Source organism: Dactylosporangium siamense (genome assembly GCF_016862795.1).
Lineage (GTDB): Bacteria > Actinomycetota > Actinomycetes > Mycobacteriales > Micromonosporaceae > Dactylosporangium > Dactylosporangium siamense.
Genome location: NZ_BONQ01000126.1, coordinates 138,642 through 154,114, shown reverse-complemented (window position 1 = coordinate 154,114; position 15,473 = coordinate 138,642). Strand labels below are relative to the sequence as shown.

Genomic DNA, 15,473 nt, shown 5'->3' with positions numbered 1-15,473 from the left:
GTCATCAGTCCACGGGGATGATGACATTCGGATAACCCGGTCGTGTCGCGTGGTGGGGCACGAGCGTCGACCCTCCGATCCCGACGATCGCGGCCTGGTGGTCGTTGGCCCACCGGGCGGCGTCGCGGTCGAAATAGTTGGCACGCCACATCGGCCCGTCCCGGCCGGTGGAGACCTGATACAACTCATAGTTCCGGTATCCAGCGATGTCGATCAAAGTCTGGATGAGGTCACCGAAGTCGAGCGCCGGCTGCCACGATTCGGCGAGCATGCCCAGGCAGACGAACCCGCGGAGGTCCGGTCGTCCGCGAGCGGCCTCGCAGTCGTACATCGGAAAGACATTGGGATGGAAGATCGGGGTCAGCCAGAACACATTCGGGGCGACCTCGGGGAAATCGGCGCCCAGGGCGATCCGGACCTTGTGTGCCTCAATGACGGCGGGTTCCTGACCGGGGTGCTCCGGCGGCGCGAAACTCTTCCGGCGGAACGCGATCTCATATTCGGTCGGGGTGCTCATCGAATCGGCCCACATCTTCACGTCGGGGTGACCCTCCGCGAACAGCCGGATCTGCTTGTAGACGCGGTCCAGCGCGTTCTGCCAGTCGACGGGGTTGACCGCCCCGGCCCGCCCCTCCCAGCCGATGCGCATGTTGTCGCCCTCTTCGAACCCGGCCTCGTCGAGGGTCTGGTCGCCGCCGACCCGCGTCAGGTCGCCTCTGCCGTCGACCTTGTCCACGACCGTCGGCCGGTTCGCCTCGACCTCGTCGTCGTCCTGGTACTGGTGGCTGACCACCTCCCCGGCGACCGCGCCGACGGTCTGCTGCGCCGGCGCGTCGACCAGGCGGAACCTGGAGCCGTCCGGACCCTGGACGTAGAGCTCCCGGAGCAGGTAGTTGGCCTGGCCGGGGGGCACGACCGTGAAGCCGAGCTGAGTGTCGTGCAGCAGCCGCCCGACGGTGGCGTGGTCCGCGGTGTTGACGCTGAAGGACACCGTGTGATCGGTCCGCCAGTCCTCGACGGGCCGCAGACCGAGCTGTTCGAGGACCTCGGTGGCGTTGGTCCGGTCCCCGTCGGTGCCGGCCCGGACGAACACGTGGCACATCTCCGGGGTCTGCGGGTCCTCCGTCAGGTACCGCCCGAACAGGTCGCTCAGCACCGTGTTGCGCCGGTATCGCCGGTGCGCGGCGCCGATCAGCCGGCGGTAGGGATCGCTGAGCAGCCCGTTGTCGAGCTGGGCGAACATCGAGGTCCACCAGCTCTCCGCGTCGCCGTCACCCCACGGCGGGATGTGCTCGGCGGGGACCCGGATGGAACGCAGCAGCGGCGCGGCAGCGGTCTGCGTGGGAAACAGCCGCGCCATCGCCAGCAGCAACCGGTCGCGGTCCTGCCAGTCGATCTGGTCCTCGGCCGGCAGCAGCGACTCGGCCTCGTCGCCGTAGTCGGGAAGATATGCGCGCCGGTCGGGCTGCCTCATCTCAGCCGAAGCCAACGGAAATCCCCTTCCGGCAGTCGCACGGGCAGATATTCCTCACGAGCCACACCAAGATCCGCCAATCGCGTCGCGGGTGCGACGACGCTGATGTCACGACCCTGTCGGGGTCTGTTCTGGGAACCGCAGTGGGGACAGACGGAAGTGCCGACGCCAGGCCGGGAACCGGGATCATAGGTACCGTTACAGTGATAGCAGACTCCCGGAAGTGAAAACACCCCCCAAGCGAGCGGTTGCGCCCCCGTCGGAAGAGTCGACATCAACTGCCCGACGGTGGCATTCTGGTCGACGTCCGCCAATGTGATCAGACCGGCCGGACGATGGTGCGCGCATCGCGGATCGAGTGTCACCGAGACCGGCGCGGTGTGTCCCGTGGCCGAGTCGACCTGTAGGAACCGCCACGGCAGCGGCTCATCCAGCAGCAGCCTGGCCGCCGCCGTCACCATCCACCCGCCGACGAGACTCGTCGACAGGATCGACGCGGCGGCCGGGTTGCCGGCGGCGACGAGCCCGTCGCAGCTGACCGGCGAGTCGGGCTCGGCCCGCTGCCGCACCGTCAGACCGCACGCGTGGCACGGCTCGGCCGGGTCCAGCCGCACCCGCACCTCACCGCCCCACGGGTGGGTGCCGCCGTCGACCAGCCGCGCGCCGCACATCGCCGCCCGCCCGAGCAGCTGCAGCCGGGCCCGCCGGGAGTCGAGGCAGCCGAGCACCACCCCGGCGTCGGCGAGCTCGCCCATGCCGACCCCGGCGACAAGATCCGCCCGCCGGGCCTCGACCACAACATCGGGCGCGAGGATCCCGATCGCGTCCGCCGCCGCGTCGACCTTAGGCCGGCCCACGTCCCGGCCGGTGAACAGCACCGACCGGCTGAGGTTCGCCGCGGACACCGTGTCCGGGTCGCACAGCACGAGCCGGCCGATCCCGGCCAGTGCCAGGTTCTTCGCCACCTCATTGCCCAGGGCCCCGACGCCGACCACGACAGCGGTGGCCTGCGCGAGTTTCGTCTGGTCCCAGCGGGGGATCAGGCGCTGCCGGGCGAACCGGTCCGTCTCCGGCACCGCTCAGTCCTCCAGCTTCGTCAGCATGACCGGGCACACCTTGAGCTTGCTGGCCGGGCTCCAGGTCTCCCAGCACACGAGCCCCTGCGACGGATCCCGGTGCACCGCCCGCCTGCACAGCCGCCGCGCCCCCGCCTGGCACGGGCAGACGATGACCAGCTCACCCGGGCGGAACGTGTGAGCGCAGAACAGGCAGACGTGCCGGCGCAGCCCGCCGATCGGGCCGAGCAGCAGGTGTGGCTCGTCTTCGGTCCGGCGGATCGGCAGCTCTCCCCGGACCGGCCAGGTCCGCTCCAACCCTTCGGTGAACTCGAGCACCTCCGCCTCGGCGTTGACCCCGCCGTCGGCCGGTCCGGCGCACGACAGCAGCGAACTCGTGTGCCGCACCGCACCGCCCTGGTCGACGCGGACCCGGTCACCTCGGCGGAACGTGTGACCGCAGCCGTCGCAGTACGTGGTGTGCCACGGCGACTGCAGCGTCGTGATCCGCTCGCCTGGCCGCACCGGACCGGTGACGGGCCGGACCTCACCGGCACCGGCCAGCCCGGCGTCGAACAGTTCCTCGTCGGTCGTCATCTCAACGTCCGTTCTGTGTGCTCGTAGGCCATGACGGCCTCGACGGCCGCGGTGATGGTCCGTGCGTCGGCGTCGGGCCGCAGATGCTTGTGGAAGACCGACGCCGGCGCCCGGCTGGGCGGGTCGTCGGCGGCGTGCGTGGTGACGACCCGCAGATCCGGCCCCGGCCGAACGTGTCCACTGTGGACGGCCCGCCACGGGACGAGCGCGACGGTCAGCCCGCCGCCCAGGCCTGCCGTCTTCAGCGCACCCCGGTGGTCGGCGGGATCGAGGCTACGAACCGTCCACAGGCCCGTGAGCCCGGCACCTCCGTCGATCGCGACCCTTACCTCTGGCCGGCTGGCCACGACGAGCCACGGCCGCCCGCCGGCTGCCCACATGGCGACGGTCAGCGTGTGCGCGACCGCCCGGAGCACCCCCTCGACCGGCCCGGCGGTCGCCGGCGACACGTCCAGCATCATGGTGACCTGCCCGAGCGCCTGCGGTGTGCGGGTGTCGAGCCGCCGGTAGAGGGTCTCGCCGCGCAGCCACCTGACCCGGAACACGTCCGCGGGCAGGGCGAGCTCGGAATGCAGCACGCGCGACACCGGCCCACCTCGGACCACGCCGTCGGTGCCGGCACCGGCATCGGTGGATGCTTCGACGGTACGTCGTCCGCCCACCCTGAACCGGGTCCGGACCGGACGGTGTGCCAGGGCGGCCGGGGAGTCCCGCAACCGCAGCGGCAGCAACGGATCCGCGGCGACGGCGTCGGCCCCGACGAGCCGCAGCCGCTCGACGAACTCGTCGTCGTGTTCGTCCACGGTCCGCACGTAGACCTGCGCCGACCCACGCACGGTTCGAGCCTCCCGGATCAGCTCGGCGAGCAACTCGGCGGCGTCGGCGCCGGTGGGTGGGGCGAGCGCCGGGTCGGTGCCGTGCCCGGCGAGCAGCAGCAGCGCCAGCCCGACCCGTGCGTCCAGCGGCCACCCGAGCCCTCGCAGCAGCTGCAGCGACCGCACCCCCGCCAGCTCATGCGCTGCGCCGTCGATCAGGCGCACCGCTTCGAGCGCGGCCCCCAACGGCAACCACCAGCCGGCGGACGCGGCGACCGCGACACCCCGCGCCGCCGCCCAGAGCCGCGGGGGATCGACATTGACCGCCGCCTCGGTTCGGGCGAGCTCCAGCCGCCACACGAGCACCTGTGGACTTCGCGCGTGTCTCCCGTTGCTGATGGCCGCGACCGCGACTCGCCCGGGCCCCGGACTCCACATGGCGATCGCCCGCAGCGGCGTGTCCTGCGGGGCCGCCAGGGTATGCAGCGCCGCACCATCGGCCGGGTCGATGAGCAGCACGGTGCCCGGGTTGACGAGCCACCCGACGACATCGCCTCGGCCCGGCACCGCCGCTGACGTCAGCGCGTTCGATGGCATCGCCATCACGCCCTCGTGGCGGGCCGTCCAGAGGGTCTCACCGTCCATGCCGACGGCGGTGAGCACGTCCGCTCCCTCCAGGGTGGCGAGCAGGACCGGCCGCCCCGACACGGTGACGATGTGCGTCAGCGGCATGCGCTTGGCTGATCCATCGAACGTGTGGGTCAGCACCTGCCGGGTCAGATCCCCGTCGAAGACGGTGACCTGGGGCCCTCGCGACCCGATCGCGAGTAGCAGCCCGCCGTCCGCAGCGCGCCCGGCTGCCAAGGAATGCGGGCGCTCGCGCGACTGCGCGACTGTCGCGTCGACGCCACCCGGCACCGTGAGACGGAAGACCAGCCCAGAATCGGTACTGCCGTAGATCACGTCGCCGTTTCCGCGAGGGTCGAATACCGTCATCGACGCGCGGTGGCCATCGACCGTCGCCTGCCGGCTGACCTGGGTGCCGTCACCGGCGTCGAGGACGCTGAACCCTACGAGCTCCTTGACGAGGAAGTGGCCGTTCATCGCGGCGACGCAGGTGCCCGCCGGCCGTCTTAGGGGGCGGGTCCAGCGGACAGCCATGCTCTCGGCGTGGAATGCGATGAGCCCGGACCCCATGTCGACGACGATCGAAGCCCCGTCCGGGTGGTCCGCGACGAACAGTTTGTAGGCGGTGTCGTCCGGCCCGGGAACCGGTGTGATCTCATGCCGGCGCGGAGCGGTCCGCGGTGCGTCCGAAGCGAAGATCCAGGTTCTGGCGACATTGCTGGCGTCGACGGTGATCAGCCGGGTCTGGTCGGCGGACGACGTCACCGCGACGACCCCGGTGGGGTGTTCGATGCTGTGGAGCAGCCGCCCGTCGGCCAGCGACCACAGCTCGGCGGCTCGCCCGGCCGGTCGGACGGCCGCGACCTCACCGTGGTAGCGCACCACGGCGGTCGCTTCGACGACCTCCGAGGACGGCACCGGGAACGCTCGGTGCCTGCCTGTCTCCAGGTCCCACATGTGGATGCCGTCGGCAGCGCATCGGACGGCGCCCGCTCGCCCGTCCGGTAGCCTGGCCGGGCGGGTCGACTCGTGGTTGGCGCCGGCCAGCACCGCCAGATGTTCACCGGTGGCGACATCCCACACGGCGCAGTCCAGCCGCTCGTTACCCGCGACCGCGACCTGACGCCCGTCCAGCAGCCGCGACACGCACACGAACCCGTCGAAAAAGATGCCGGGTCGGGGAAACTGCCGGACAGGCGGCTCACCGTCGAGCGGTACCAGACCCGCGGTCTTGTGCGCGGTGCCGCGCAGCGCCACCGTGGTGCCGTCGTCGAGGGTCAGGGCCGCACAGCTGCTGACCCACGCGCCCGCGCCGCGGAGGGAACGTCCGTCGGTCAGGTCGTGGACCGTCAGGCCCGCACCCGACGTGCTGCTCAACATTCCGGTGTTTCCGTTCGGCAACCGGAAGAGCCCCAGATAGTGGGGCTTCGAGTCGATCCGCCCGCGGTGCGTGCCGTCATCGTCGATGATGTGGGTTTCGTCGCCTACTCTGGCGGCGATCGCCAAGCGGCCGTCCGGGAGGTCGGCTGGCATGAGTCTGGCCGGCTTCCCTTCGAGGCGGAACTCCGCCGCCGGGGTCAGCGTGGCCGCCGTGCTCAGCGACCACACGTTGACGACACCCGAGCGGTCCAGGGTGACGAGCCTCGTCGAGCCGTCGATTCGGGCGGCTGCCTGGGCGACGACGCCGCGCGCGGGCACGGTCCCGACGACGTCTCCGGACGGCAGGTGGATGAGGGTGACCGCGTCGTGCCCGCAGACCGCCAGCACCGGCCCCGCCGCCATCGGCACCATCAGCAGCCGCCCACTGCCCGCTTGGATCGTTGGAAGGTGCTGGCGCTCAGCTCCGGCCGGGAGGATCAGGCCGATCCGTGTCGCGCTGCCGTACGCGATGACGGCTCCGCCGTCGCTGAGCGTCCCGGCTACGAGCTGGGCCGATTGCCGTTCGAGGGCGGAGGACAGCGATGTCGTGTGGACCAGGTCACCGGAAGGCACGGCCCACATGTCGATCCTTTTGAAATCGACGAGGCCGGCCACGACCGCGACGCCGTCCGCCTCGGCGAGTGCGACGCCCGTCCGGTGCGGGAACCCGCCCCGCCATGGCTGGTCGAGCAGCAACTCGCCGGTTTCGACGTCGAAGACCTTGGTGTCCTGCCCCCCGATCCGGGTGGCGAGCAGCACCTGGCCGTCCTCGCGGACCAGGGTGTCGATCGTCGACGTCTGCCGGACACTGTCGGGGTCCAGCACCAGGACCGGACCGTCCCGCAGCGGGTCGAGCAGCGTCACCGCGGGCTGGGACCTGGTGTACGCGGGGTTGAGCACGACCAGGCGGTCACCCCCGGAAGGCAGGCGCACGAGGCGGAGGTCGGTCACACCCCGCGATTGTTGGGCGTGCACGAACAGTTCCGATCCGCTGAGGTCGCGCACGACAATCGAGCCACCCTGATGACCGGTGACGACGGCAAACCGGCCGTCCGACAGCGTGCCGCAGGTGACCGCGGTCACCTGGCCGTGGTCGGCCGACGGGACGACGCCGAGGAGGCGCGCGTCGATGCGGACCGGACCGGCCGGGGCGGGCGGCGGCGCCGGATCGCCGGCGCCGAGCCCGGCGGTGCGGGCCTGCTTCGCCGCCCAGCGCCGCAGTTCCTGGGGGTCCGCGGTCATCGGTGCACCGGCCGTTCGGCGGTGAGGACGTTTGCGGCGACGGCGTTGATGGCGGTGGTGTCGGCGTCGGGGCCGAGGTGCCAATGGTGTGGTGAGGTGGGTCGACGTCGAGGTGGGTCGCCGGTCGCGTGGGCGGTGACGATGTTGACGTTCGGTGCGGGGCGGATGAGTCCTGTGGTGACGGCCCGCCATCCGGTGAGGACGATGGTGTGTCCCGTGGCCGGGATGGCCTCGGTGAGGTTCGCGGGGTCGAGGCTGCGGACGGTCCAGATGCCGCTGAGCTGGACGCCGGTGTCGACGGCGATGCGGGTCTCCGGCTGGCTGGCGGTGACGAGCCACGGATGCCCGCCGGATGCCCACAGCGTGACGGTCAACGCGTGGGCGACGGCACGCAGCACCCCTTCGACCGGCCCGGCGGTGGCCGGGGAGACGTCGAGGACGACGGTGACGTCGCCGAGCGCTTGTGGGGTTTCGGTGTCGATGCGGCGGTACAGCGTCTCGCCGCGCAGCCAGCGGATGCGGAACAGCTCCGGCGGCAGCGCCAGTTCCGACGGCAGGATGCGGGAGAGGGTGCCGGTGCGCACGACACCGTCGACTCCCGCTTCGATGCCGTCGACGGTCCCTACCTTCGTGGCCGCGCCGCCCGGTCTGCCGTGGCGTGGGAAGTCGTACGCGATGATTTCAGGCGTATCGCGCAGTCGCAGCGGTAGCAGCGGGTCGGCGGCCACCGCGGCGGGGCCGATGAACTGGAGCAGTTCGACGAGCTCGCCACCGACGGGTGCGGGTGTGATCGGCTGTGTCGGCGGGTCTGGGGTGCCGTGCGCGTCGCGGACGTGGGTGATCAGGGTTTTCAGGAGGGTTGCCGGGTCGCTGTCGGGGGGTGGGGCGAGGCGGGGTTCTGCGTCGAGGTCGGCGAGCAGGAGCATGGCGAGTCCGAGCCGGGCGTCGGCGGGCCAGCGCAGTCCGCGGAGCAGTCGGACTCCTTCGGCTCCGGTGGCGGGGAGCCCGTCGAGGAGGCGTACGGCTTCGAGCACTGCACCGAGTGGCACCCACCACCCGGTGGACGCTGCGGCGGCGACCCCTCGTGCGGCCTGCCGGATCCGATCCGGATCCGTCACGATGGTCGGGTCCTGCTGCGCGGCTACGTGCCGCAGCGTCACGTGCCAGACCGCGAGCGCGGGCTGGTTCGCAGGTGAGAAGCCGTTAGCGGCCACGGTCACGTGATCCTGGTCGGCCGCGTGGATCGCGACCGCGGTGAGCCGCGACACCTCCGGAGCGGACACCGTGCCGAGGACGGTGCCGTCGAGCGGGTCCATGAGGTCCACTTCGGACTCGCTGCGGACCAGGCACATGAGCCACCCGTGCCCTGGATGGCGGACCACTCCGGCCGGGTTGAAGGCGTCCCAGTTCGCCGGGACGGCGTCGCGGGACCAGCGGACGGTGCCGTCAAGGTTCAGCGCGTGCGCCTGCCGGCCGCCGACGACGATGACGACGGGCCGCCCGTCGGAGTCGTCCACGAACAGCACCGTGGTGGTGCGCGACGCCGCGGACGGCAGGGCGGAGAAGTCGACGCGCTGCAACAGCAGCGTTTCCATGGTGTCGGCGTCGATGACGAGAACCTCGCCGGCCGCTGAGCCGTAGCCGAGGATCAGACGGTCGCCGCTGATCTGGTGTCTCGCCGTCAAGTGCATCTGGGGCCTGGTCAAGCCTGTCGCGTTGAACGGCGTCGACGTGATGTCGTCGGTGCGCCAGCGATTGCGGATGTGCTGCGAATTGTGCCCGCCGAGAAACAGCGTCGCACCGTCGTCTCGAGGGTCGAACGCGACGCCGAGGAACGCTGTCCCCGACTGTGGGGCTGGCCGTCGCAGCACAGTCCCAGTGCGTGCGTCGACGACATAGAAGCCATCGCTGGTGGTGATCGCGAGGATAGGTCCGGTCGATGTCTGCTGAGCGCAGAAGCCTCCGGCGTTGTTCGGGAAGGGCCCCGCTTCCCAGCGTTCCCGCAACGTCGCCGGGTCGAAGGCGGCGGCATAGCGGCCGGACCTCACCAGCAGCGTCCTACCGTCGGATTCAACGAAGACAAGACCGGAGCCGGCATGGTTGGTGGACACGTTGTCGCGGGTCTGGACGGTGACGTCGACGACTTCCGGGGGTGCGCCAGCTGTCGGCGTGCCGAATCTCCACAGCCGGGCGACCCGGTTCATGTCGATGGTCAGCATGCGGATCTGGTCGGTCGAGGTCGCCAGGCTGATCACCTGGGCCGGGTGGTGGACCTGGCCGATCAGCCGCCCGGTGGTCAGGGACCACAGCTCCACTGTGGACTCATTTTCCCGGGTCGCTGCCACGTCGTTTGCGAACCGGACGGTGCCGGAGCTGTTCGACAACGAAGGACTCGCCGGCGCCGTGAACTCCCGGCCCGATCCTGTTTCCAGGTCCCACGAACGGATCCCCGAGCGCTTGCAGTCGACGAGCCCTGGTCGCCCACCGGGAAGGGTGGCAAGCCGTGCAGCGGAAGTGTTGGCGTGTTCGAGGGTCGCGATGCGGGTGCCCGTCGCGACATCCCAGACCGCAAGGTCGTCCATGCCGGCTGCGGCGATGAGGACCTGGCGGCCGTCAGCGAGCCGGCCGAGGAACATTGCCAGGTCGAGGCCGCCCTGCCTGGGAATCCGACGGATGGGAAGGGCGCCGTGCAGCGACACGAGGTCGATCGACCTGACCGTGCTGCCGTGGATCACGACGTGGGTGCCGTCGTCGAGCCGGCCTGTGGCTGCCTGACCGACGATCGTCAGGTGGTGTGCGGACGTCCAGTTCGTGACCTGTCCGGAGACAAGGTCGACGAACGTCACATTGACTTTCTCTTTGACTGCGAGACCGTCCCGGCCGTCCGGCAACACACAGGTGCTCGCCTGGTCCGGAGCCATGGCCATCCGGGCGCGCACCGTGCCGCGTTCGTCGTAGAGGACGGACCTCGCGTCGTTGACGGTCGTCAGCGCCACGAGACGGCCGTCCTGCAGTTCCGCGGATGCGAGCTCCACGGGTATGCCCTCGACCCGAAACTCACCGACCAGGATCACGTCCGTGCTGGCCGGTGGAGGAAGGGCAGCCGGGCGCCACAGGTGGACGGTGCCGGTGCGGTCGGTGACCGCGAGTAGATGTGTGCCGTCCGCCAGCGGAATTGCTGCGAGCGCCGTCGTCCCGTCCGGTATGGACAGGCTCGCCAGGACGTCGCCGGTCGGGACGCGGTGCAGCGTGACGGCGTCGCCGTTCACCCCTGTCGTCGCCAGGATCATGCCGCCGGCCGTGGGGATCGCCGCCAGTGGTTCGTGCGCCGCACGGCCGGGCAGGGGCACCCGAAACCGTTCGCCCGAGTCGGGGAAGTACAGCTCTGCCGCATTCTCGGCCTGGAGCGCGACCGCCGGTCCACTCGGCAACCTGTCGGCGACGGTGACCGCCGTCGGCCGGCCGTCCACGGCCGACAGCTCCCAGACATACAGGTTGTCGAAGTCCGTCGCCACCACCAGGCGGACCTGGTCGTTGTGCGTCGTGGCCAGCGCGGCGGAACGGGCGGTGGGCAGGCGCCCGAGCAGCAGCTGACCCAGGCGAGTGCCGGTGCTCGCCTCGTAGAGGGGGAACGCCCGGTAACCGATGACGGCCACCAGCGCCCCTTCGCCGGTCGTGCTGCTGATCGCACTCGCAGGTCCCGCGAGCCAGTGTGTGAAGCCGCCGGACCGGTCGGCTCCAAGCGGGTCGAGGCGGGAGAGGAAAGTGCCGCCGATTGCGTTGTCCTCGACCACGAACATACTGTCAACGGCCGGCAGCCGCTCCGCGCGGAGCCGGGCGACGCTGAATGGCATTTGATGTCCGCGCAGCACCGTGCCGGTCAGGTCCCGGACCACGATCTCGCCGGACGGGTGACCGGTGATGACGACGGTGCGGCCGTCACGCAGTACACCACCTGTCATCGCCGAAACGGCGCCGCTGCCGGCCGGGGGCAACGTGATGACCCGCTGCATCTCGATCCGCTCGGCGGGCGATGCAGGGGAGAGGCCGGCGGAGTCGGTGTGCAGGCGGGCCCATCGGGCCAGGTCGTCAGTGGCCACGGACGTCCGTCACCTGGACGCCGTCGACGTACACCACCAGCCCGTCGGCGAGGGTGTCGTGAACTTTCCGCGCCCGGACGAGTTCGCGGGCGGCGGTCCGGGCGGCAACGTCCAGGGTCGGTCGGCTGTCACCGACGAGGAGCTTGTAGAAGGCCCCGGCGAACGCGATGCCGTCGCCGTCGCGCAGCTCGTCGCGGTGGGCGATGACCACGTCGGCGTGGGGGCTGAGGATGCGGGCGGTCTCGTCGCTGGTGCAGGCGTTGACGACGATGCCGTGCAGGCGTGGGCCGCCGTCGTCGGCGTAGCGTTTGAGCGCGGCTGCCTCGTCCTCGGCGTGCAGGTCGAACGGGGCGCCGGAGGCGTCGTTGAAGATGAGGGTCGAGTCGCGGCAGTGGCAGCACAGGTGCAGGATGTGCGGCTGCAATGCGCGGACCAGGCTGAGGTCGGCGGCCTGAGCGGCGGTGCGGGACCACGGCGGGCGATCCATCGCGTTCGTGATCTCCAGCAACTCTTCGTCAGCTCGGATCGGTGCGGCGCCGGTCGGGCTCGCGCCGATGAAGAGGGGATACCAGACGTCCGGCCGTGGCCGCCGCGGGGTGGCATGCCCGCCCGGGAGCCAGAGCGGGTTGGCGCGATACTTCCGGTGCACGACGACACGGATGCGCTCGGCCGCGTCCGGGAAGGCGCCCTCCTCGAGGTCGGCATTGAACTGATACCAGAACGCGATCGGATCCCCGACAGCGGACTGGTGGACGAATTCGAGTCTCGACCCGAATCCGGCCTGCTGGAGCAGGCTGCGCGCCGCCGGCCACGGAGGATAGGCGCGGGCGAGGAAGGTCAGCTGCTCCTGCGATAAACCGCTGGTCATGACCGGCCCTCTCGTCCCGCAGTGCCATGCGTTTGTCTATCACGCGCCCACAAGCGCCGAGTACGTCCGAACGGCTGGGCATGGCGGTTGATCGAATACGACTTGTAGCGCAAAGAACAACGTCTGGTCGCCGATTGTCGCCCGATCGGGTGAAGCATTGCCGGCCGCCAATGCGACGCGTATCGCACGCTTCCGGGTACTGACGGACGGCTGCCTCTCGGGGACTCGGGGCGGCACTGTCCGACCTGGGAGCGGCAGTACATCTTCGGCCGGCACGTCATCTACCAGCTCGAGAACAACCGCCCTCTGGGACGTGCTCGTCGCCGGCGGTCGGTACCGGACCTGCATGATCGGATTCGAGTCGGGCAGCACAACCCGGACATGACTCGTGCTGAGCACGCCGTCCCGGCTCGGGGCGGTGACCTTGGGGGTGGAAGATGACCAACCAGGAACAGCGCTGGCCGGCTCTGCCAGTCGATGAATGGGAACCCACCTACGACACGCTGCACATGTATGCCCAGGTCGCCGGGAAGCTCTCGCTGGCGTTGCGACCGATGACGAACCACTGGTGGCAGGTCGCTCTGGAGCTGTCCGCCCGGGGTCTGCGGACGGCGGCGATCCCGTACGGTGACCGTACCTTCCAGATGGAGCTCGACCTGCTCGAGCACCAGGTTCGCATCGAGACCAGCGTCGGGGAGCGGCGCACCGTTCCGCTCGGTCGGCCGGTCCGCGATTTCTACGCCGACACCATGGCGGCGCTGGACGACCTCGGGCTGCACGTCCCGATCTGGCCGCAGCCGGTGGAGGTGCCGGACCCGATCCCGTTCGACCGGGACGACCGGCACGCCACGTACGACGGCGCCCAGGCCGAGCGGTACTGGCACGTGCTGTGTCAGGTCGGCGCGATCCTCGCCGAGTTCCGGGCCCGCTTCACCGGCAAGGCCAGCCCGGTCCAGTTCTACTGGGGCTCCTTCGACCTGGCCACCACGCGGTATTCGGGCCGGTCGGCCGACCCACCGCCGGGCGCCGACACGATCACCCGGTTCAGCTATACCGCCGAACAGAGCACGGTGGGCTTCTGGCCCGGCGGGACCTGGCTCAACGGCGAACGCGTCGAGCAGCCGGTCTTCTTCGCCTACAACTATCCGGGGCCGCCGGGGATCCAGGATCAGCCGATCGCCCCGGCGACGGCGCGTTTCGACGCCGGTCTCGGCGAGTTCATCCTCAGCTACGACGACGTCCGGAACTCGGCCGATCCGCGCCAGGCCGTCCTGGACTTCGCTCAGAGCACGTACGAGGCTGGGGCGCAGCTGCAGCACTGGCCGCGCGAGTCGCTCGAATGGACGCCGCCCATGCCGCCGAGCCATCGCCGGGCGTTGCTGTTCACCCCGTGAGGACCATGGGACCTCGGCCTCACTCAGGCCGCGGTGACCGCCAACGGCAGCCTGGTGGGGCTGATCATCACCCACGGGTTGCGGAACGCGATCGGCGCGTCGGCATCGACTGTGACATCGCTGTACCGGTCGAGCAGCATTCCCATCGCAATCTTCGTCTCCAGGCGGGCCAGGGGCGCGCCGATGCAGAAATGGATCCCGTGTCCGAAGGTGAGGTGAGGGTTTGGGGACCGGTGGGCGTCGAACCGATCGGGCTCGGCGAAGACCCGCTCGTCGCGGTTGGCGGCCGCGAGCCAGGCCACGACGACCGCGCCGGCCGGGATGGCGGCCTGGCCGATGGTGACGGCGGTGGTCGCCCGCCGGGCCAGCCGCGGGAAGGGCGTGCGCAGGCGCAGCACCTCTTCGATCGCGGTGGGCAGCAGCGCCGGGTTGGCCCGCACCTCGGCTGCGGCGTCCGGATGAGCCTCGAAGCAGAGCACCGTGTTGCCCAGCGTCGCCGTCGTCGTGACGTGTCCGGCGAGCAGCAGCAAGCCGACGAACCCGACGATCTCCTCGTCGGTCAGGCGCTCGCCGTCGCCGTCGGCCATCAGGAGCCGGCTGGTCAGGTCGTCGGCGGGCGACGCCCGGCGGGCCCGGATGTGCGCCAGCAGGTAGGCGTTCATCTCGTGCATCACCGTCGCCGCAGCGGCCAGCGCGTCATCGTCCATCATCCGGATCAGCGACTCGTCGGGGCCGGCGTTCGAGCGTTCGAACAGGCCGTCGGCCCACCGCCGGAACACCGGGCGATCGGACGCCGGGATGCCGAGCAGCTCGGCGATCACGATCACCGGCAGCGGGTACGCAAGGTCGTCGATCAGATCGAATCGGCGCTCGCCGGCCCGAGCGTCGAGCAGCTCGGCGGTGACCTCTTCGATGCGGGGAGCCAGACCTGCCACCACCTTCGGGGTGAACGCCTGGCTTACCAACCTCCGCAGCCTGTCGTGCCGGGGCGGATCCATCCGGACGAAGTTGCCGCGCTGGAACAATTCCATGTCCTCCTGCTTGGGCAGCAGATCGCCGAGATCGGAGGAGAAGGTGGCCGGATCCTTGAGGACCGCCGCGGCTTCGGGATGTCCGAGCACAGCCCAGGACTGCTGCCGCTCGTCGTAATGCACCTGACCGTCGCGGCGTGACTGTTCCAGCCACTCGTAGAGGTCCGGCAGCGTGGGAGCCGTCATCGATGTGCCTCCGATCGGGGTCCGGCGGTACGCGCGGCCTACCCGTCCGCCAGACCCCCAAACTCGGCCGGATTGTCAGGCGGCGGCGCCGGCGAGGGCGGGCGCCATGGCGCGGGCGCACCGCTCGCGCGCCCACTGGATCCTGCGCTGCGCGACCTCGGGGCGGTTGCCGAACACTTCCGCGGCCCGGGCGTAGCACTCGTCGGGGCCGAGCTGTTCGAGCGTGCGGTGAACAGTCTCGCGGATCGTGGCGTCGTCCAGGTCGCAGGATGCGGACGTGTCGGAGACGAACAGTGCCATGCTCAGCATCGGCTCAACCGGGCAAGTCGTCATGGGAATCACCTGTTCACGAGGGGGCGTGTTCAACGGGGCGTGGAATGTTGCTCCATCCACGTTCTCTCGTACGGTTGGGGGACGGCCTCGGCGCCAGCGGCACTCTCCGACTGCGGGTCTCCGCACCCCGCCGATACCTGCTGGCAGGTATCGCTGCCGCACCCCGCGTCCTCGTGTCGGGCTGCGAAGCGCAGAGCGGTGACACGCACTGGGTCGTCCCGCATCCCGGAACCGGTCGACCCGGCACCTGGTCCCTCGAGGCCGCGAACAGCGCCTCAAGGCTCTCCGCCGGCGTCACGGCCTCGGCCTCGGCGGCCGCTCGCAGCCGCAGC

Annotated in this window: 9 protein-coding genes; 1 reads left to right on the top strand and 8 read right to left on the bottom strand. The window is 70.5% G+C overall.

Annotated elements, in window-relative coordinates; all coding sequences use genetic code 11:
- Window positions 1-4: 4 nt before the first annotated feature.
- The 6 genes from Dsi01nite_RS40230 to Dsi01nite_RS40205 are packed head-to-tail and all read right to left on the bottom strand — an operon-like array spanning window position 5 to window position 12,197.
- A complete protein-coding gene (locus tag Dsi01nite_RS40230; RefSeq protein ID WP_203851650.1) occupies window positions 5-1,474 on the bottom strand; it encodes an effector-associated domain EAD1-containing protein in 1,470 nt (489 codons plus the stop codon).
- On the bottom strand, window positions 1,471-2,550 hold the full coding sequence (locus Dsi01nite_RS40225) for a HesA/MoeB/ThiF family protein (protein ID WP_203851649.1): 1,080 nt from the start codon (window positions 2,548-2,550) through the stop codon (window positions 1,471-1,473). Before Dsi01nite_RS40225 ends, Dsi01nite_RS40230 begins: the two co-directional genes overlap by 4 nt.
- A 3-nt stretch (window positions 2,551-2,553) precedes the next feature.
- A complete protein-coding gene (locus Dsi01nite_RS40220) occupies window positions 2,554-3,126 on the bottom strand; it encodes a hypothetical protein (protein WP_203851648.1) in 573 nt (190 codons plus the stop codon).
- Entirely contained in the window at window positions 3,123-7,229 is a 4,107-nt protein-coding gene (locus tag Dsi01nite_RS40215) for a WD40 repeat domain-containing protein (RefSeq protein WP_203851647.1), read from the bottom strand. Before Dsi01nite_RS40215 ends, Dsi01nite_RS40220 begins: the two co-directional genes overlap by 4 nt.
- On the bottom strand, window positions 7,226-11,329 hold the full coding sequence (locus Dsi01nite_RS40210) for a WD40 repeat domain-containing protein (RefSeq protein WP_203851646.1): 4,104 nt from the start codon (window positions 11,327-11,329) through the stop codon (window positions 7,226-7,228). Before Dsi01nite_RS40210 ends, Dsi01nite_RS40215 begins: the two co-directional genes overlap by 4 nt.
- Window positions 11,319-12,197 (bottom strand): hypothetical protein, encoded by an 879-nt coding sequence (locus tag Dsi01nite_RS40205; RefSeq protein ID WP_203851645.1) that lies wholly within the window; start codon window positions 12,195-12,197, stop codon window positions 11,319-11,321. The genes Dsi01nite_RS40210 and Dsi01nite_RS40205 overlap by 11 nt, the downstream gene beginning before the upstream one ends.
- A 437-nt stretch (window positions 12,198-12,634) precedes the next feature.
- On the opposite strand from Dsi01nite_RS40205, the gene Dsi01nite_RS40200 reads away from it, so the two are divergent.
- Window positions 12,635-13,591 (top strand): DUF5996 family protein, encoded by a 957-nt coding sequence (locus tag Dsi01nite_RS40200; RefSeq protein WP_203851644.1) that lies wholly within the window; start codon window positions 12,635-12,637, stop codon window positions 13,589-13,591.
- A gap of 23 nt (window positions 13,592-13,614) precedes the next feature.
- Here Dsi01nite_RS40200 and Dsi01nite_RS40195 read toward each other — a convergent pair whose 3' ends face one another.
- Window positions 13,615-14,808: a cytochrome P450 gene (locus Dsi01nite_RS40195; RefSeq protein ID WP_203851643.1), complete on the bottom strand. Its 1,194-nt coding sequence runs from the start codon at window positions 14,806-14,808 to the stop codon at window positions 13,615-13,617.
- A gap of 75 nt (window positions 14,809-14,883) precedes the next feature.
- Window positions 14,884-15,141: a hypothetical protein gene (locus Dsi01nite_RS40190; protein ID WP_203851642.1), complete on the bottom strand. Its 258-nt coding sequence runs from the start codon at window positions 15,139-15,141 to the stop codon at window positions 14,884-14,886.
- Between the last annotated feature and the right edge of the window lie 332 nt (window positions 15,142-15,473).